We start from the raw sequence: 18,166 nt of genomic DNA, 5'->3' as shown, positions 1-18,166 counted from the left end.
GCTGTCACTGAGAGATGAAATGAAATATCAACAATTGGAAAATCTGGAATGTGGCTGGAAATGGGCTTATTTAGTGAAAAAACATCGTGAAGGTGAAGAAATCACTAAATATCTTGAAAAAAGTGCAGCTCAGGATGCAATTAATGCATTGTTAAAATTAGAGCGGGAACCTGTCAAGGTTTTGCAATGGATTTCACTGCATATGAATCAAGCTCTATCCAACCGCATGAAGCAAACTATCCGAGCACGGCGTAAGCGCCATTTTAATGCAGAGCATCAGCACTCGCGTAAAAAGTCTATTGACCTGGATTTTCATGTCTGGCAGCGTCTTTCGAATCTCTCCCGACGCCGTGGTAATACTTTATCAGAAACAATTGTGCAATTATTGGAAGATGCCGAACATAAAGAGAAATATGCTCACCAAATTCTGAATTTAAAGCAGGATTTAGCTGCAATTTTAGATAAATAGTCTTTGAAAAATGGTGAAATAAATAAAAACCCCATGCTTACACATGAGGTTTTTATTTTATGAATAATGTAGATAAATCAAAGGGCAACTTTTGCCGGAACAGTTACTTCTTGAGTACCCTGAATATTGATAACAACACGGCGGTCTGGTGACAGACACGAGATCAATGTAGAGCGCGCTTTGATATTGTCACATGTTGAGCCGGTAACCGGATCTTCTTTACCGCGACCCTCAGCCTGAATACTGTTTGCAGGAATGCCTTTTGCAATCAGATAATCAACAACGGATTGAGCCCGTTTCTGGGACAGAGGTAAGTTATAGTTTTGGCTACCGATTCGGTCAGTGTAACCAAGAACTACAACATGGCCCTGATTTGGGTCAATTTTACTTAATTGGTTATAGAGAGTATCGAGTTCCTGTTTACCTTCAGCCTTCAATGTTGATTTGTTGAAGTCAAACAGGACATCAGAACGCAGGGTAAAGCTTTTGTTTTCAACAACAGGCATCGGAGCAGGGATCACTGGAGGAGGCGTAGCTTCATCATCCTGTCCAAAACGGTAAGAAACACCGAGGCTTAGCAGACCGTTATTTGGTTTAGGCCCTAAATAAGAGCTGCGATCCTGCGTATATGCATCTGAGCTGCCTTTTCCGCTCTGACCAACTTTGGGTGCCCACTGGTATTCCAGACGAGTTGCAACATTTTTCGTCAATGCATATTCAGCACCAAGAGCGATTAGTGGGGAAATACCCGTACTATTATTTTTCACATAGTCTTTTGTTTTATCTGAGTGGCTGTAATTTGCTGAAGCGTTTGAATGCCACACTATGCCCCCCAGACGAGTATAAGCATCTAAAGAGTCTGTCAGTGGTGCGCTCAATTTCATTGCAAGCTGAATACCCTGGCTTTTGAAACTGGCGTCATTAATCTTAGATTTATAGGTCATTTTCCCCAGCCAATCATAACCTAATTCGAAACCTATGTATGGAGTTGCCTGATAACCAACATAAGCTCCGGCACCCAGAGCATCTTTCTTGTCAGCATTACCTGTTGCTACTTTAGCAGCATCGATATCTTTAAACCCTGTCCTACTGTAGTCGGACCAACCTACCTTAGTACCTGCATACCAAGTATGCTCTTTTGGAGCTGCTTGAGCCACAGTTGCAAAAGTTGCTACTGCCACGGCCACTGCGATAGCTGTCTTCTTCATTGTACGCCTCGTTATCATCCAAATAATAAGTAGTTGGCCTTAAAGTCTTATTGTTGGCCATTAGTTAAAATAATCTGTTAGGTATATGCGCTTAATATCAATAGATAATTCCTGAAATGTGAGTTAAATCAGCGTCAACCTAACTTTGTAGAGTCTACAACGAACTTTAAAACTTACAAGTACATGGTGATTTGTGGTGCATATTTTTTAAATTAATACCTGTAAGAAATTAAATATTATTAATGATAGCTTATGAGGATTGGTTATTTAATTGTTTGATTTTTATCATAAATAAAAATTTTTTATTACTCATAGCATGTTTATTTTAAAAAATACTGAGAATAATCTTAAATTAATTCAATGATAGTAAATAGAATGAAACTTTATCCTGCTTTCTACAGGATGATACTGTTCGGGTGAGGCCTGAGGACGCATAATCAGGCCTAGTGTTGTGCCTTTCTGTGCAGCTAATCTCAGTTTTTGTACTCCATATTCAGACAGTTCTGGCAGCCATCCTAATACGATGCAGTAGCTACCACTTGCTAAGGCTTTCTCCATGGCATAGGGTGATGCAATAGGGGTAATTTGGTTTAATTGAACGCTCTTGTCTAAAGGCAAACCCGAATCGACTAACCACTGGCGGTTTAATCTTTTATTAGGCGTTATCCAGAGTAACCACCTGTTTTCATCTCTGGATTGATGTAGCAAAGGAAGTAGGATGTGATTAACCACAGGCCATTGTTCACAATAGGTTAACTCACGGATTGTGCCATTTACTGCTTGTAAGGCGTTTTGCTCAGCCTGACTAACAGGTTGTAATTTTGTAGATGTAGCGCCTGTTACATTAGTGATTTCGTGTTTGTGAGTTGTACTGTTCTCAGCTTCAATTTTACTCTCAATGAGATACTCCAGAGTGGGTTGAATACGCATAATGTTCCTCACCATGATGCCTGTATGTATATACAGTAATTGGTTATTTGGCTAAAAGCAAGACCATTTTTTTCAAGGCGCTTCGCAAAAATTCATATAAAACAGTTTTTTTCTAATTTAATGATTGGCAGCCAGAAATAGATTGCGTATGGTTTTAATTACTTGTTCTTGTTATTTATTTTATTAATAACAGGCAAGGGAACAGAGTATAAAATATTTAGTCAGGATATAATTCATGGAGTGATAAAAATGTTTTTATCTGGGGCTCGTTTTGATCAATTGAAACACGGCGTATCTTCATTGGGGAAACTTAAAAAGAAATCCCAGTTTGGTGGAATTGGATTATCAATTGATGGAGTCTTGTTCGCCCTGAGTTATGAAGGTGAGCTTTATTTACGAGGGAATAGTTATGCAGAGACGTTATTTAAAGCCAAAGGCATGGAGACGTTTATCTATTCAAAAAGAGGAATTCCGGTGGCTTTGCGTTATTACCGAGTCAGTGAATCACTTTGGCGGGATCAAAAACAATTATTCGAATATGTTAATTTAGCCTACCAAGATACACTGACAGATATCATTAATAAACAAAGAACACCTCTCAGATTAAAAGATCTTCCTAATCTTGGGATGGCTTTGGAGCGCCAGTTATGGAAAGCAGGAATATCAAAAGTAGAAGAATTGCGTGTGTTAGGAGCAAAAGTAACTTATCTTAAATTACAACAAAATGGAAAGAAGATAAGCGTTAATATCTTACTGGCATTAGCCGGAGCAATAGAAGGCTGCCATGTTGCTGTGTTGCCAGAAAAACTACGACATGATTTACTTATATGGCATCAAGAATTGGAACATGGTAATTAGTATTATTCGATTGCATATTGATTTAAGACGACAGATGATAATTGATTTTACATACGGCAAATATAAGTAATAAAAATAACAAATCCGCCTTCATAGAAGGCGGGGTTTATTTAATTAGATTTCTGATTGTTTATTTGATTTTTTAAATTAACTATTTCCGGTAATAATTCAACTAGCAACCCTACTTGCTGTAATACAAGTTGAACTTTGCTGTTATCAGAAGTTAATTGATTACTTTTTTGTATCAAATGCTCTGAAATCTGATGCAGGAACTCATCATTAACTCTGTCTTGTTGCAAAGCAGATTCAACATGACGGATTGCTTCAGTCAGTAGATCCAGAATGACAGGTTCATTAAGTCTGTCACGATGTGCGCCTAAGGCGGAAATATAACTCAACATGGTATGATTCAGGCAAAGTAAACGAAATGCTTCTTCCTGAGAAATACGATGATGCTTAGGCTCTGATGACATGTTCGAGACAACCGATGCCAGTTCGGCATCGTAATTATGAGCGTTACGGCGAGCAACCCGATATTCCAGACAATTACTTTTTCCTTGATGATATTGCAACAAAATAGCATTGAGATAATGGCAATTGGCATTCATTGTGCGGGTGATGACTTGCGGCAATTGGCGAAAATTCCAATCAGGCCAGATAAAACTGACTGCCAGCAAGGCAATACCACAACCGATCAGGGTATCGACTATTCTGGGCAGTGCTACCTCAAAGCCTTCTCCTAATAGGTTAAAGCTTAATAATACCAATAATGTAATAAATAGAGTGGCATGTGCATACTGGCTACTACGGAAGGCAAAAAATAATACACCTGAAATGACAATCAGCAATAATTGCCCTTCAATAGAAGGTACAAGATAGAGAATAGGCAGGCCAATCAAAATACCCGCCAATGTTCCGATAACCCGGAGAGCCAGACGGCGGCGAGTTGCGCTGTAGTTAGGCTGACAGACAAACAGGCTGGTCAGCAGGATCCAATAACCTCTTTGCATATCAAATAGCTGAATAATGGCATAACCAGTACAAAGCAGAGCAGACATACGGATAGCGTGACGGAATAGTGCTGATTTAGGTGTCAGATTGCTGAGAAGCCGAAATGAAATATCACGCCATCCCGTTAAGGCCTCATCGGATAATTGCGCCTCTTCTTGTTTATCGTTGTACTGTTTGTCATCGCTTTGCTTATTATATTGAGCAATTTCCTGAAGGATCAGATATTGCTCAGAACTGAGTCCGGCTAGTTGTGCATCAATTGCCCGCAAATTTTTCAGTAAATTACTAAATGCAACGATCTTAGTATCAACTAGTTGTTGGTTTTTTAATTTCTCTAAAGAGATTTCAAGATAGGTGAAAGCATTCTCAAACCGTGAACTATGCTGATATTGTTTACGCAGGATAATGGATTGTGAAACCTGCTCACAGGCGTGTGCCTGCATGGACAACAATCGCTGGAAACGGAATAGAAGATCGCTGTGGCGCAATGTTTCTCGTAGCTTTTGATACTGAATGTGAGACGAACTGGCACGTTCATGAATATCCTGAACAACAAAATAATAGTGTAGCGTCCTTCGGGTTCCCTGTTGCCCACGGTCTCCTTTCAAACGACTTAATAAAGTTATTTTAGTTTGATTCAGTGTTGACACTAATGTGCTGTTAGCCATAGCAATATCAAACACAGCCTGCTCGTATTCCTCTGCTTCAGCATCCGGATCAAACAAATTTGTTTTGGCGTGTAAATACACAGAAAGCTGCTGATAACAGCGCGCCAGATTTTCTTGTAACGGGCGGATAGGAAATAGTGCATGCCCTGCTAGGGTCAGCAAGTTATACCAAATTGCACCAGTGAGTAATAATAAAGGTTGTTGATACCAGACAGGGAATATCGATGTACCCAGCATAGTATATATTGCAATCAATAAAGCACCGAAAGCGATGGTGGCATAACGCTGCCCCAAAGCACCAAGCAGTATGAAACCACAGGTAGAAATCGCCAGCCCAAGAGTGAAGAACCAAGGGTATGGAAAAAGTAAAGTAATAGAAACAGAAGCAACAAAGAAGGAGACTAAGGTGATGACCAGATTGCGCAAACGACCCGCTAAACGATCATCTAAGTCTGTTAATGCGGCGGCGACAACACCTAACGTCAAAGGGATTGTAATCTTGGGTTCTTCTTTCAATAGCCAGGGAACCAGTGTAGTTCCTGTTAGCGCAATAAATATACGAATATAATAGAAAACGTGATTGTTATACAAAAAATGGCGGGAGCTGGAAAAAACAGTTAGCACAAAAAACTCCTAACAACATTTAAGTGAGCAGATAGCTCAACAATTTTCAGGTACGGTGCTATTACAATGGAACTAAAATCAACACAAATTGGTCAACGACTTGCTCGGCATCCTTATAATCGAGTGCGTTTACTGAGTGCTGGCATTGAAGTCAGTGGTGACAAACATCAGTACCTAATTCCATTTAATCAATTAATCGATATTCAGTGTAAGCGAGGGCTTGTCTGGGGGGAACTGGAATTTGAGTTACCGGAAGGGAAAGTCGTTCGTTTACATGGCACTGAATGGCAGCAAACACAGCGTTTTTACCATTATTTATTCAAGGAATGGCAGGCATGGAGCTCTGATATGAGCGGTATCAGCTCTGGTGTTCTGTCTGCTCAGGTAAATAAAATTGATAAAATCCGCCAGCAAGATTATTGGATGAAGACAGAAGATCTATCTCTATTACAACAACAAATTCATGAAACATTTCAATCTATTCCCTTGCCATTACAAAGAATCAAGGACTTTGCAAACTGTCGGGAAAATTACCAGACGTGCCTGAACTGGCTCAATGAAGGAGAGGAACAGAGAAAACTCATAAACCAGCAATGGGCTGAACACATTCAGGAACGATATGGTGAATTGTTCCAAATCGCAGAAAATGTACCATTCAATCCGTTACAATATCAGTCCGTTATTAATGGTGAAAAATCCATATTAGTTTCGGGAAGTGCAGGAAGTGGAAAGACATCTGTTTTAATTGCCCGGGCAGAGTGGTTATTATTACGCCAGCAGGCGCTTCCTGAGCAGATTTTATTACTGTCATCCGGGCAGAAATCGGTTGAGGAAATAAATAAACGTCTTCAGTTGCGCTGGGGAACTAAAACGATAAAAGCGATAACATTCCATGAACTGGCTCTTTGTATCATCCGACAGGCAAATAGCAATACACCAAAAATTAGTGAATTAGAGACTAATACTCAAAAGAGCCATGATTTTCTTATTCGGGAATGGCAAAAACAGTGTAATGAAAAAAAAGCACAGGCCAAAGGCTGGCGCGAATGGTTGAATGAAGAGTTAGACTGGCAGTTACCCGATGGAGCATATTGGAATGACAGGCAGGTACAATCCCGTTTATCCAGCCATCTGGATTATTGGCTGGAATTAATGAGAATGCATGGTGGTAGTCAAAAAGAGATGCTGGAACGGGCTTCGCCTGAATATTCAGATATATTCCCAAAACGTATCCGCCTGATGGCACCTTTGTTGAAAGCCTGGAAATCGGCATTAAAAGAAGAAGGGGCGCTGGACTTTTATGGGTTGATTCATCAGGCAGTAAATACTCTGCAAAAAGGACGTTTCATTAGCCCGTGGAAGCATATCCTGTTAGATAATCTGGAGAATATTTCTCCTCTAAGTATTAAGTTATTAACTACACTTCAAGCGCAAAATAGACAAAGCCATATATTCGCAGTAGGAGATAACTGGCAGGGAGTTTGTCGGTTTAACAGTCTTGAATGGCCTGCAATAAAGACTTTTTCTGCTTATTTTGGTGAAAGTGACGAGTGCATTTTAGATACTACTTATTGTTTTAATGAGCGCATTAGTAAAATAATTAATGGAATTACCCGTCTTTTTCACAGCCAAGTGAGTGATTCACTGTGTAGGCTTACCAATCATAGTTCAATAAAAGGAAATAAAAAATCAGTCATGATTTTGCCCGAAGAACAATTGGAAGCCTTGTTAAACCGGATGAGTGGCTATGTCACCAGTCAGGAAACCATCTTCTTATTGGCCCGTTACCATTTTCATAAGCCTGGTTTATTGAAGAAAGCAGCAACCCGTTGGCCGAATTTAAATATTAACTTTATGACCATTCATGAATCTTTGGGGCAACAGGCTGATTACATTATTATCTTAGGGTTACGAAAAGGAAAAGAGGGTTTTCCAGCATCAGAAAAAGAGACAGTGCTGGAGCAGGTTTTACTGCCGAAGCCTGAAACATTTTCTGATACACAAGAGCAGCGCCTGTTATATGTTGCATTAACGAGAGCAAAAAAGCAGCTCTGGCTAATGCAGGAGCCGAAAAATCCATCGGTATTTATTCACAAATTATCTAAATTAGATGTCCCAGAGCACCGCAAGCCTTAGGTTTAGGGGAGAGAATCTGGTTTTCTTTGCTGGTGGCTGTGCTTATTTTAGCCTTTCATCAAGGTACCCCTGATAATCAGGTACGTAAATATCGACTTTTTCGGTAAAAAGCGAAGATTTGATAAGAAAATCAGCAGTTGTTCGATTTGTTGCTACAGGGATATTCCAGACTGTTGCCAGACGTAACAGTGCCTTGACATCGGGATCGTGAGGAACGGCATTCAGAGGATCCCAAAAAAAGATTAGAACATCAATTTTTCCTTCAGAAATCAATGCACCAATCTGTTGATCACCTCCCATCGGCCCACTTAATAGGCTGGTAATCGGTAAGCCCGTTTGTTGTTGAAGCAAGTTTCCGGTTGTACCTGTGGCATAGAGCCTGTTTTGTTCTAATAAACGTTTATGTTCATTGACCCAAGACAGAAGAGATTGTTTACAGTGATCATGCGCAATCAGAGCAATACTTTTGGATTCAGTCAGTGTACGGGTTGTTAATTCCATATTAATACCTTCGTGAAAATGCACCATTTACCAATTATTTTAATGACAACATAATAGAAATAAAGGTGATTTTCATAAACACTGTGGTAAATGAAACGTATAATTATTGCAGCATAATCATGAGTTAGGGGGTTTTATGAGTGATCAATATCTGATAGATATCCTGAAAAAAGTCAGAACAATCGCCCTGGTGGGAGCGAGTGAAAAACCAGATAGACCTAGTTATGAGGTAATGGAATACCTGATTAATCAGGGATATAACGTTATTCCGGTTAGCCCTAGGCTAGCGGGCAAAACATTATTAGGACAGCAAGTTGTGAAGCAGCTAGCTGATATCGAACAGCCAGTTGATATGGTTGATGTCTTTCGTAATGCAACAGCTGCTTATGGTATTGCGGAAGAAGCGATTGCCATTAGAGCAAAAGTGCTTTGGCTGCAAAAAGGGGTAATTAATGATGAGGCGAAATTACTAGCAGAAAATAAGGGATTAGATGTGATTATGGATCGTTGTCCGAAAATTGAGATCCCACGTTTAGGATTAGAAAAGTAAAGAAGGCGATGGGTTATTTTTATTTCATCGCCTTTCCTTATCAGTATCGTTTAACTTTTTAAAGGAATGTGTTTAATTTCGTAACCTTGGAGCCAGCAATTGACTGCGGATAGATTCAGCTAACTCATCCAGAGAAGGGTGTTCCGGATGATCATCTGATATCTCGTAAGTCAATTGAGCCTCGGCTAAATAGGTGTGGACAGGTTGCCCATCATCACCTTCCATCACAACGTGATACCACGGAGCTGAACGTAAAGTAGCATTAGATGCGATATCATTTTCCTGTGGTTGTTCTAAAGAATATTCGGCATCAATATCTACAACAACACCCAGATAGCCCAACAGGCTATGTCTCACTTGTTGGCCGATACCGAATTTGCTGGCGATCATCATAGTCACCTCCAGAGAAACCTTGCAATCACTCTTATATAAGGGCCGTAAGGTAAATTTCAAGCGCACACCCGGTAACCGGAATCTTGCATTTGAGATGGTATGTGATCACCATCTCATATTTCAGGTTAGCTGTTGTGTATATAAAATACAATACTAAAAGTGGTCTTAGCATGCCAAAGTTATTATACCTGATAGTTTTCAGTCTATTGCATAACAGAAAATAAATACTTTTCCATCAGGATACTGAAGAGTCACTTTTCAATTTTGTTTGAGGGAGAAAAAGAAATGACAGTTCAAAGCATCACTATTTATGTTTATGGCCGAGTACAGGGAGTTGGTTTTCGTTATCAGACATACTACTGGGCAAAGAAAAATAAGTTATTGGGGTATGTTCGGAATATGAATGATGGCAGTGTCAAAATCGTTGCCTGTGGTAATGAAGAACAAATAGCAGCGCTAATACATTGGCTGGAGAAGGGAGGACCTCCGGGCGCGAAAATTGAACATTTTCAGCCTCAGTTTTGTGAGATAGAGGAAATGGTTGATTTCAGCATCCGCCATTGAAGGCGGATGACAGACTCAGATACATTTCACTGGTTTTGGTAAACCGGCAATTTTAGTTGCCTGCTTTGCCGGCCCTTTAGGAAACAAGCGATAAAGATAGCGGCTATTACCTTTTTCTTCGCCATGCTTTTGTGCTATCGCCTTGACTAACATCCTGATAGCGGGGGAAGTATTAAACTCCTCATAAAACTCGCGGACAAATCGAACCACCTCCCAATGCTGTTCGGTTAAGATGATATCTTCCTGCTCGGCAAGTAGCGGTGCCATCGCTTCTTCCCAGTCGTTACTGTTTTTAAGATAACCCTGTGCATCAGTTTCGATTTCTCGACCTTCAAATACCAACATAGCTTTTTAACCACTCGACAATAATGGCTGCAATTTAGCAAAAATCACCTTTATTCCAAAGAAAGATTGCCATAAATGCTGAATAAATGCGCCAACGAACAGTTATGTGAGTGATTTAACATCAATTGAGCATATAAGTACTTTACATCGGGAACAGTGATGTTTATAGTGCACGACATCGCGGAGGGGTGGCCGAGCGGCTGAAGGCAGCGGTCTTGAAAACCGCCGATGGGAAACCATCCGAGAGTTCGAATCTCTCCTCCTCCGCCATCTACACTTCTAGCAGCATTTCTTAAAGTCTACTTTCCCCAATAAAATCAACGAAAATCCCCAAATAACACTCTATCAACGTCTACTGGCATCTATTGCAATGTACCCCAGTCAGGGGGTATATATAGGGGTAACTTTCTGTACCCCCTAAAAAAATACCCCCATTACTGTGAGGGGGCAAGGATGCTGGAAATATGAAACTAACAGCCCGACAAGTTGAAACAGTAAAACCTCAAGATAAAGATTTTAAGCTATCGGATGGCGGCGGTTTATATCTGCTGGTAAAGACAACCGGTTCTAAATACTGGCGACTGAAATACCGCATTGCAGGAAAAGAAAAGTTACTCGCTATTGGTACTTTTCCGCTTATCACTCTGGCAGAGGCCAGAAGAAAGCGTGATGAAGCCAAAAAACTGATAGCTGAAGGTATTGATCCTAACCAAGATAAAAAACAAAAGAAATTGGCAGCTCAGGGAGAAATCAGTAATACCTTTGAAAGCATTGCGCGTGAATGGTACGAGGGAAGAAAAGACAGGTGGTCTGTTGGTTATCGTGAAGATATGATGGACGCATTCGAAAAAGACGTTTTCCCTTATATTGGTCATCGCCCGATTGCTGAAATAAAACCCCTCGAATTATTAGACCTCCTTTCTATTATGGAAAAGAGAGGCGTCACCGATAAATTAAAGAAAGTCCGCCAACGTTGTGGTGAAGTTTGGACATATGCAATTATTACTGGCAGGGCAGAATATAATCCAGCCCCCGATTTAGCGAGTGCTTTTATCCCTCATCAACGCGAACATTACGCTCACCTTTCAGTAGATGAATTACCTGAATTTCTCCGTTCCATTGATAAATACATGGGTAGTCAGATAGTCAGAACGGCTTTGCGAATGCTGATATTAACGGGTGTTCGTCCGGGAGAACTCCGCAAAGCTGAATGGTCAGAAATTGATTTAGATAAAGCTGTTTGGACAATCCCAGCCGAAAAAATGAAAATGCGCCGCACTCATGTAGTGCCACTATCAGAGCAAGTTATCGATTTATTGAAGCAGATTCAGCCCATCAGCGGCAGTTATCAGTATGTTTTCCCAAGCCGGACAGATTACAGAAAGCATCTTTCTGATATGGCAATCAATACGATGATCCGCCGTATGGGATATTCAGGACGAGCAACAGGCCACGGCTTCCGACACACTATGAGTACCATCCTGCATGATCAAGACTTCAACACTGCATGGGTTGAAAAACAGCTGGCTCATGTCGATAAAAACAGTATTCGAGGCACTTACAACCACGCTCAATATCTGGATGGTCGCAGGGAAATGCTGCAATGGTATGCGGATTATATGGAGATGCTGGAACGAGGCGAAAATGTCCTGATCGGGAAATTTGGCAAAAGGGCATAAAGATAGATATTTTTTAAGAAAAGTAACATAAAAAAGCAACGCCCCAGTGTGCGCGAACACATCTGAGGCGTCTGACCAAACCGTTAAACGAGGTAACGATGATGGCTGATACACAGTCTAACCAAACTCACCCCAAATTTACATCTTCAGATAAAATAAACGAACAAAAACCACTCGATTTCATCCAGTCTGTGAAAAAATCCGCCATGTATCACTGGGAAAATCTGCTGCCAGCATGTGGTATTGATATTCCCGGCAAGGGAAAACATGGCGCTTGCCCTGTCTGCGGCGGTGCTGACCGTTTCCACTTTATCGACGATCACCATCACGGCAATTGGCATTGTCGCCAGTGTGACGCTCCGAACTATGGTGATGGGTTGGATTTAGTGGCAAAAAACAAAAGGATCTCAATTTTTGAAGCAGCAAAGGTTGCTGCGGATGTACTGGCATTGCCTTTGCCAGAACCCAAACCAACTAACACACCAAATCATAGCGCTAAACCAATCGCAGAACGCATCACGGCACTGGTTGCCACTGCTGTTACGGGTGAATCTCAATATCTGATGAAAAAGGGATTGCAATACTCCAATCAGAGATTGTTAAAAGACGGTTCTTTATTGCTGGTGACTCAGACACTGGATGGCACAATCACGGGCGCACAGACCATCAAGCCGAACGGTGAAAAACACCTTGTTGCAGGTACACAGAAAAAAGGCAGCTTTATCTCGATCACTGAGATTACCGGAACGCCGGACACAATCATCATTACCGAAGGTTACGCTACAGCTTTAACTGTCAGTCAACTACATAAAGGCGTGGTACTGGCAGCGATTGATGAAAGTAACCTATTGATTGTTGCCGAGCAGGTTAGAGCGCAGTATCCAAACTCCAGAATCATCATTGCCGCCGATAACGACTGGCACGAACCGGAAGAACGAGACAAAAACGGCATGCTGAAAAAGAATATCGGCAAGGTTGCAGCAGAGAAGACCGCCAAAACGATTAACGGATGGGTAACGCTACCGCCTACGGAATCAAAAGCTGACTGGGATGATTACCGACAACAATACGGTATAGAAATAGCAGAACAAGCCTTTGCTCAGGGGCTTTATCAGCCAGCATTAACCAAGAAAAAAGCAGCAATTCAGCTTAATAATGATACCGAGCCTGCAAAACTGACATTATGCCAGATGGGAGCCAGCCAACGCGGGGAAGTATTGCTGGCACGTTATAACGGTGATTTGGCACTGGATGGTGCTTCGGAAACCGTTTATCACTATGACGGTATTATCTGGCGTCCGGTCAGTGACCGTGATTTAAGACGGGAAATGGTCGCCGCCTTTATGGAAGAAAAATTACCATATTCACCGCATGGTATTAGTTCAGCCGTAGATGCCCTGAAATTACAGCTTCCCATGATGCAGCCTCCAGAACGCCACTTAATCGGGTTTAGTAATGGTGTATTTGATCTGAAAACCTGCCAGTTCCGGCCTCACGGCAAAAATGACTGGCTATTACTTGCCAATGACGTTGAATTTAATTCCCCTGTTTCGGGGGAAACCCTGCAAGATTATGCGCCACAATTCTGGCGCTGGCTCAATCAGGCAACTGCCAACTGTGAAAACAAAGCATATAGAGTGCTAGCGGCGCTGTTTATGGTGTTGGCGAACCGTTATGACTGGCAATTTTTTCTGGAAATCACCGGAGTCGGAGGCAGTGGTAAAAGTATCTTTGCTGAAATTTGTTCCATGCTGGCAGGTAAAGGCAATACCGTTTCCGCAAGTATGGCTGCACTGGAAAATCCACGGGAACGGGCGTTGATTGTCGGCTATTCGCTGATTATCCTGCCAGACCAAACTCGCTATGTGGGTGATGGTTCCGGCATTAAGGCGATTACTGGCGGCGATGAAGTTGCTATCGATCCGAAACATAAACAACCTTATTCAACCCGCATTCCTGCGGTGGTGCTGGCAGTAAACAATAACGCCATGAGTTTTAGTGATCGCAGTGGTGGGGTATCGCGGCGTCGGGTAATTTTTAATTTTTCCGAAGTCGTGCCGGAAAATGAACGCGATCCACTCCTACGGGATAAAATTGCGGCAGAATTGCCTGTGATTATCCGGCACTTGCTTCACCGATTTGCTGATCCACAATCAGCGAGGCGTTTACTGGCAGAGCAACAGAAATCTGCGGAGGCGCTGGATATCAAACGCGGCACAGATCCACTGGTCGATTTTTGCGGTTATCTCATTGCTTCCCATGAAGTTGACGGCCTATTAATCGGCAATGCGGAAATTATGCCGTTCAATCCCCGTAAGTACCTCTATCACGCCTACCTTGCTTATATGAAAGGCAATAACCTGAACAAACCTGTTTCCGTGACTCGCTTCGGGATGGATATGCCGGGCGCACTGGCAGAATACAGCCAGCAATATTTACGCAAGAAAAGCAAACAGGGCATTCGCAGCAATCTGAGCCTGAATCTTGATACCGCTATCGAATGGATGCCGAAACTGACAAGCAATAGCCAGCCAGAAGAATAATTTTTTTCTGATTACAGGTATTTTTCAAAGAAATATAAAAAAGTGTTCACCACTGTTCACTCTATAATTTAAACCAAATATATCAAAGTATTATAGGGTGAATAGTTATTTTTAAACTGTTCACAACTATTCATCACTGTTCACCTTTTTTCTGGTTGGAGGTGAACGGTTGGGTGAAGAGTAGCGAACAGTTTAATTTCAACTCATCACCCTTTAAGGGTTTGAATTTAAATGTAATTATTCAAAGGTGAACAGGGTGAACAGTTTTACCCCTAATTCTTTAATAGGGAGGGGGTAGGTAAAAATGTTTTCTCTGGCAGGTGATCTTTCAGATCTCCGAGTTACTGGGTTAATTTATTAGCCCGGTAACTCGGAGAAGGCAAGCGTAGCGCGTCAGTGTGGTTTTAATCTGTCGCCTTAAACAAAATGTAACATAGGTAACCATATCTATTTGTTTAATATACGATATTAATCACGATTTTTCCGCTTTATTGTCACCTATACTAGAATATATAAATAATTCTGGTATATCCTATCCAGCGGTGTATCAAAAACATGCAATTATCATGGGCAAGATAAAGAATTTTTCAGCTAGATTGGTTTTAGAACTGGCAAAAATGATAGGAAGGGTTAAATGTGGATTAAGTCATTATTTAATATACTGATAGTAATAATTTTATTTATTTTTTGTAATATAGGATTTATTTCCATTGATTTGACTACAAAAGAAGTAATAACCTTATGGACAAGCAATGAGTACACCCCATCTGAATTATCTTTTTTTATTCAGATCACTGATTATGCAATGCTGGCTAATAATTTTCTGTTTGTTTTATGTACCATAATGTTATTTTTACGAAATAAATTAAAGCATAGTTTAAGAATAATTTTTTTAATCTTTTTAATTTCCCTAATAAATAACATATCTACATTTATTTATGCCTTAAATTTTCCAACTTTTTTTAAATTTATTAAAAACCATGATATACATTTAGTATTGGTTTCATTTCCTGCCTCAATCATTATCATTTATATTTTTGCAAGGATAAAAAGCAAATGAACAATAGGGACATAATCAAACAATCAAGAGTTTTTGATAAACTTGATACATATGCATTAAATATTTATGAAACCACTTGTCGATGGTTACCTAAAGGTGTTTTTTTATGGGTGGAAACAAAAGGCACAGGTCATACATTTATTTCTGTTCATACCGAAAAAGGAATAAATGTTTTTTCCTACGGTCGTTATGCCAATGTTAGTCCAACGCAAATAACAGGTGATGGTGTTTTAGTTTGGATGCAGGATAATGAAGCAATTGAATATATGTCAAGCGAACTTTATAGAATGGAAGCTCAAGTTTATAATATCAGGGACGCTGATATTATAGCGATAATGACATATTTTAAAAGCCGATGGCACACTGGTAAAGAAGTAACCAGTGCTTCCGCAAATGAACCCACTAAAAAATTCGGAAGAGTTATTGATACTTATGACTTGACTGGTGTCAACTGTACAACTCACTCTATCAAGGCACTTAATTACGCAGGAAGTAAGGTCTTTGAAAGAAAAAATATATTTTCTATAAACTATACAGAGGATTTTACTATCCCATATTCATTACGAATATACATGAATGATATTGATACACTTAAAAAAAGCATGATTATAACTGATGTTACATGGAGTTTTAAGCAACAGATGAGAAACACCAAAGGGTTAGTTCCTTTAAATAACGTAGGAAAGAAACAAGAAGCATTTGGTGTTGCAGCTAAATCAGCAGGAATGCTAGGCACTCAAAGTAGTGGATACGGTGGTGCTACTTTCGGTGGTTCGTCTGGCTGGAATTACACCCCGAAAGAAGAATGATTATAAAAAATGATGAACCAGCTATTGACGACATGAAATAATTAAAAAATTATACTAAAATGTCATAATACATTCATTAACAATATTGCGATTCATGTTTGAATCGCTTTATTTTTATCTTGATTAAGTCAGTGATTATGTGAACATCTAAATTGTAAATATTAAAATCAAACTTTAATGAGGATATATGTTTTGAGTAAATTTGAGAACATTAATGTTTCAGGCAATAATAACCAATTTGGAGATAACAACGTCCAGAATAATACAGTAAACAATAACAACTATAACATAAGTAATAATAAAGATAAAGATAATTCATCTGCATTACTTTTTAGCGCAGTCGCAGGAGTAGTTACAATTATTTGGTGGTTCTTTAATAACATTGAAAGAATCTACTATTATCTAAATATAATAACATTATCTTCTGCAATTTTATCTTTTTTTTCTTTATGTATCCTAATATTTAATGAACAAATTAAAAAAGAAGATTTTTTCCGTTTTTTTGGGAGTGTTATATCTTCTGTTGGATTGTTTTTATTGGCTATTTTTGCGTATAATCATGCTCCAAATGATATAATCCAATTATCGCAAAAAGTTAAATTGATAGATTTTTGGAAAAGCCTAACAGAACACGGAAGAAATATCGCATTAGCAAACTTCATATCATCAATTATAATTGCCATATCTGCCATTTTCTCTCATCTTTCATCATTAAGGCAATTTGCATATTCCCTATCAAACGCTAATAGAACAGGTTTATGGTATAGGGTTTACAGTAGTATGAAAATATTTAAAATGCGCATTTCTGCTTTTGTTTTTATTTTAGCAAGCGGATTGGTTTTATTTCTTTTAAATGGTGCGTTCCCTGGTCTTGATAATTAAAGTTCATTTCATAGATTGGAATAATTTAAAAACCGCTGTGAAGAGTAAATTTCTCAGCGGTTATCAAAAAAATTATTTTCTGTGCACCCTACTAATTTCAATTTGGTTTAATTGCTTTACAGTATTAAAATTTAGCTTTAAATATGAGAAAATATGTATTATCATATAAAAGTTATCGTTCGGGTGTTCTCTGTAATAAGGTGAGCTTTAACACACTAAGTAGACGCTTATACTATAGGTGTATAAGGCTGCCAGTGGCAACACTGGTAACCTATATGGAGAAGCCATATAATGAAGATCGTCCCTGTACGCCAGTATATACGCTTTAAAAATGGTTGCTGGGAGACGGTGTGTGCGCACTACCGTTCATGGCCTAAGCGCTAATCAGTAATAGTCCCCCGACGATAACACTCTTAACTATTCCATCATTTTGTTATAGTGTTCAATATGATTTGTTTTTTCAAATATTCTCTTAAATAACTCTAGGTATCTTTTTGCCTCAATTCGTCTAAATTCTTCAACAATATTTGCTGGGTCTGAATGGGAGCCTCGACTTATAAATCTATAAAAACCTTTGTAAGAATCGTCAGAAAGCTCTTCTGACATCTCATGCAATTTATTTCTTAATTTATCTGTATTATTAAGAAATGAAAAGTAGTACTCTAAGATATTTCTCATTACATTTGGCAATATGGATTCAGAGACATTTCCATTTTCAATATCTTTTATAGTCTGCCAAAGTAGTTGATATTCGTTTTTTATGTTTTTTCTATCCATTTTTTCTATTTTAGTGTTTTCCCCTTTATATAATCTATAAGCTTTGTGTTTTTCTTCAAACTTATCATCTTGTGATGGAGTGAATTTTATTAATTCATGGAAGAAAAATAAGTTATGTGTAAGTATTATTATTTTATTTTCATGTTTAGAATCAAATAG

Annotated in this window: 16 protein-coding genes and 1 tRNA gene; 10 read left to right on the top strand and 7 right to left on the bottom strand. The window is 39.4% G+C overall.

What is annotated here, in order from left to right; all coding sequences use genetic code 11:
- Positions 1–19: 19 nt before the first annotated feature.
- Complete coding sequence (matP, locus tag AACX68_RS10420) at positions 20–469, top strand: macrodomain Ter protein MatP (protein ID WP_099123091.1); 450 nt, start codon at positions 20–22, stop codon at positions 467–469.
- 77 nt (positions 470–546) lie between these two features.
- Here the strand turns inward: matP and ompA are convergent, their stop codons facing one another.
- Together ompA and sulA are read right to left on the bottom strand one after the other, a co-directional pair.
- Positions 547–1,677: a porin OmpA gene (gene ompA / locus AACX68_RS10415; RefSeq protein WP_228859080.1), complete on the bottom strand. Its 1,131-nt coding sequence runs from the start codon at positions 1,675–1,677 to the stop codon at positions 547–549.
- Between the two features lie 357 nt (positions 1,678–2,034).
- Complete coding sequence (gene sulA / locus AACX68_RS10410; RefSeq protein ID WP_228859079.1) at positions 2,035–2,607, bottom strand: SOS-induced cell division inhibitor SulA; 573 nt, start codon at positions 2,605–2,607, stop codon at positions 2,035–2,037.
- Between the two features lie 249 nt (positions 2,608–2,856).
- Between sulA and AACX68_RS10405 the strand changes: the two genes are divergently transcribed.
- Complete coding sequence (locus tag AACX68_RS10405) at positions 2,857–3,465, top strand: TfoX/Sxy family DNA transformation protein (RefSeq protein ID WP_099108322.1); 609 nt, start codon at positions 2,857–2,859, stop codon at positions 3,463–3,465.
- A 110-nt stretch (positions 3,466–3,575) separates the two neighbouring features.
- Here the strand turns inward: AACX68_RS10405 and yccS are convergent, their stop codons facing one another.
- A complete protein-coding gene (gene yccS, locus AACX68_RS10400; RefSeq protein WP_228859078.1) occupies positions 3,576–5,768 on the bottom strand; it encodes a YccS family putative transporter in 2,193 nt (730 codons plus the stop codon).
- Between the two features lie 66 nt (positions 5,769–5,834).
- Between yccS and helD the strand changes: the two genes are divergently transcribed.
- On the top strand, positions 5,835–7,904 hold the full coding sequence (helD, locus tag AACX68_RS10395; RefSeq protein WP_228859077.1) for a DNA helicase IV: 2,070 nt from the start codon (positions 5,835–5,837) through the stop codon (positions 7,902–7,904).
- A 42-nt stretch (positions 7,905–7,946) separates the two neighbouring features.
- Here helD and mgsA read toward each other — a convergent pair whose 3' ends face one another.
- Positions 7,947–8,405 (bottom strand): methylglyoxal synthase, encoded by a 459-nt coding sequence (mgsA, locus tag AACX68_RS10390; RefSeq protein ID WP_099108319.1) that lies wholly within the window; start codon positions 8,403–8,405, stop codon positions 7,947–7,949.
- 136 nt (positions 8,406–8,541) lie between these two features.
- Between mgsA and AACX68_RS10385 the strand changes: the two genes are divergently transcribed.
- Entirely contained in the window at positions 8,542–8,955 is a 414-nt protein-coding gene (locus AACX68_RS10385; RefSeq protein ID WP_228859076.1) for a CoA-binding protein, read from the top strand.
- A gap of 72 nt (positions 8,956–9,027) precedes the next feature.
- Here AACX68_RS10385 and hspQ read toward each other — a convergent pair whose 3' ends face one another.
- A complete protein-coding gene (gene hspQ / locus AACX68_RS10380) occupies positions 9,028–9,348 on the bottom strand; it encodes a heat shock protein HspQ (RefSeq protein ID WP_186435674.1) in 321 nt (106 codons plus the stop codon).
- A gap of 285 nt (positions 9,349–9,633) precedes the next feature.
- Between hspQ and yccX the strand changes: the two genes are divergently transcribed.
- Positions 9,634–9,912 (top strand): acylphosphatase, encoded by a 279-nt coding sequence (yccX, locus tag AACX68_RS10375; protein WP_228859075.1) that lies wholly within the window; start codon positions 9,634–9,636, stop codon positions 9,910–9,912.
- A gap of 15 nt (positions 9,913–9,927) precedes the next feature.
- Here the strand turns inward: yccX and tusE are convergent, their stop codons facing one another.
- The gene (gene tusE / locus AACX68_RS10370) at positions 9,928–10,257 is read right to left on the bottom strand and encodes a sulfurtransferase TusE (RefSeq protein ID WP_228859074.1); all 330 of its coding nucleotides are present in this window, start codon (positions 10,255–10,257) and stop codon (positions 9,928–9,930) included.
- A 182-nt stretch (positions 10,258–10,439) separates the two neighbouring features.
- Between tusE and AACX68_RS10365 the strand changes: the two genes are divergently transcribed.
- The 5 genes from AACX68_RS10365 to AACX68_RS10345 all read left to right on the top strand — a co-directional run bounded on the left by AACX68_RS10365 (position 10,440) and on the right by AACX68_RS10345 (position 17,230).
- Positions 10,440–10,527, top strand: a tRNA-Ser gene (locus tag AACX68_RS10365).
- Positions 10,528–10,721: 194 nt separating this feature from the next.
- Positions 10,722–11,936 (top strand): tyrosine-type recombinase/integrase, encoded by a 1,215-nt coding sequence (locus AACX68_RS10360; protein WP_228859073.1) that lies wholly within the window; start codon positions 10,722–10,724, stop codon positions 11,934–11,936.
- Between the two features lie 101 nt (positions 11,937–12,037).
- Positions 12,038–14,479, top strand: coding sequence for a toprim domain-containing protein (locus AACX68_RS10355; RefSeq protein WP_370630288.1), 2,442 nt, complete (start codon positions 12,038–12,040; stop codon positions 14,477–14,479).
- Positions 14,480–15,535: 1,056 nt separating this feature from the next.
- Positions 15,536–16,348: a hypothetical protein gene (locus tag AACX68_RS10350; protein WP_099123102.1), complete on the top strand. Its 813-nt coding sequence runs from the start codon at positions 15,536–15,538 to the stop codon at positions 16,346–16,348.
- A 192-nt stretch (positions 16,349–16,540) separates the two neighbouring features.
- Positions 16,541–17,230: a hypothetical protein gene (locus AACX68_RS10345; RefSeq protein WP_228859072.1), complete on the top strand. Its 690-nt coding sequence runs from the start codon at positions 16,541–16,543 to the stop codon at positions 17,228–17,230.
- 417 nt (positions 17,231–17,647) lie between these two features.
- Here AACX68_RS10345 and AACX68_RS10340 read toward each other — a convergent pair.
- Positions 17,648–18,166: AAA family ATPase (locus AACX68_RS10340; protein ID WP_228859071.1), on the bottom strand; the 519-nt coding region annotated here is incomplete at its 5' end.

It is taken from the genome of Xenorhabdus sp. PB61.4 (assembly GCF_963894935.1).
Classification (GTDB): domain Bacteria; phylum Pseudomonadota; class Gammaproteobacteria; order Enterobacterales; family Enterobacteriaceae; genus Xenorhabdus; species Xenorhabdus stockiae.
The sequence above is the reverse complement of the archived record's forward strand: the minus strand, read 5'-3'. Positions and strand labels throughout refer to the sequence as shown.

Coding starts and splice junctions, on each gene's coding strand:
- mgsA (WP_099108319.1), bottom strand. CDS start 8,405: ATGGAATTAACAACCCGTACACTGACTGAATCCAAAAGTATTGCTCTG.
- ompA (WP_228859080.1), bottom strand. CDS start 1,677: ATGAAGAAGACAGCTATCGCAGTGGCCGTGGCAGTAGCAACTTTTGCA.
- AACX68_RS10360 (WP_228859073.1), top strand. CDS start 10,722: ATGAAACTAACAGCCCGACAAGTTGAAACAGTAAAACCTCAAGATAAA.
- yccX (WP_228859075.1), top strand. CDS start 9,634: ATGACAGTTCAAAGCATCACTATTTATGTTTATGGCCGAGTACAGGGA.
- AACX68_RS10385 (WP_228859076.1), top strand. CDS start 8,542: ATGAGTGATCAATATCTGATAGATATCCTGAAAAAAGTCAGAACAATC.
- sulA (WP_228859079.1), bottom strand. CDS start 2,607: ATGCGTATTCAACCCACTCTGGAGTATCTCATTGAGAGTAAAATTGAA.
- tusE (WP_228859074.1), bottom strand. CDS start 10,257: ATGTTGGTATTTGAAGGTCGAGAAATCGAAACTGATGCACAGGGTTAT.
- AACX68_RS10350 (WP_099123102.1), top strand. CDS start 15,536: ATGAACAATAGGGACATAATCAAACAATCAAGAGTTTTTGATAAACTT.
- helD (WP_228859077.1), top strand. CDS start 5,835: ATGGAACTAAAATCAACACAAATTGGTCAACGACTTGCTCGGCATCCT.
- hspQ (WP_186435674.1), bottom strand. CDS start 9,348: ATGATGATCGCCAGCAAATTCGGTATCGGCCAACAAGTGAGACATAGC.
- AACX68_RS10405 (WP_099108322.1), top strand. CDS start 2,857: ATGTTTTTATCTGGGGCTCGTTTTGATCAATTGAAACACGGCGTATCT.
- AACX68_RS10355 (WP_370630288.1), top strand. CDS start 12,038: ATGGCTGATACACAGTCTAACCAAACTCACCCCAAATTTACATCTTCA.
- matP (WP_099123091.1), top strand. CDS start 20: ATGAAATATCAACAATTGGAAAATCTGGAATGTGGCTGGAAATGGGCT.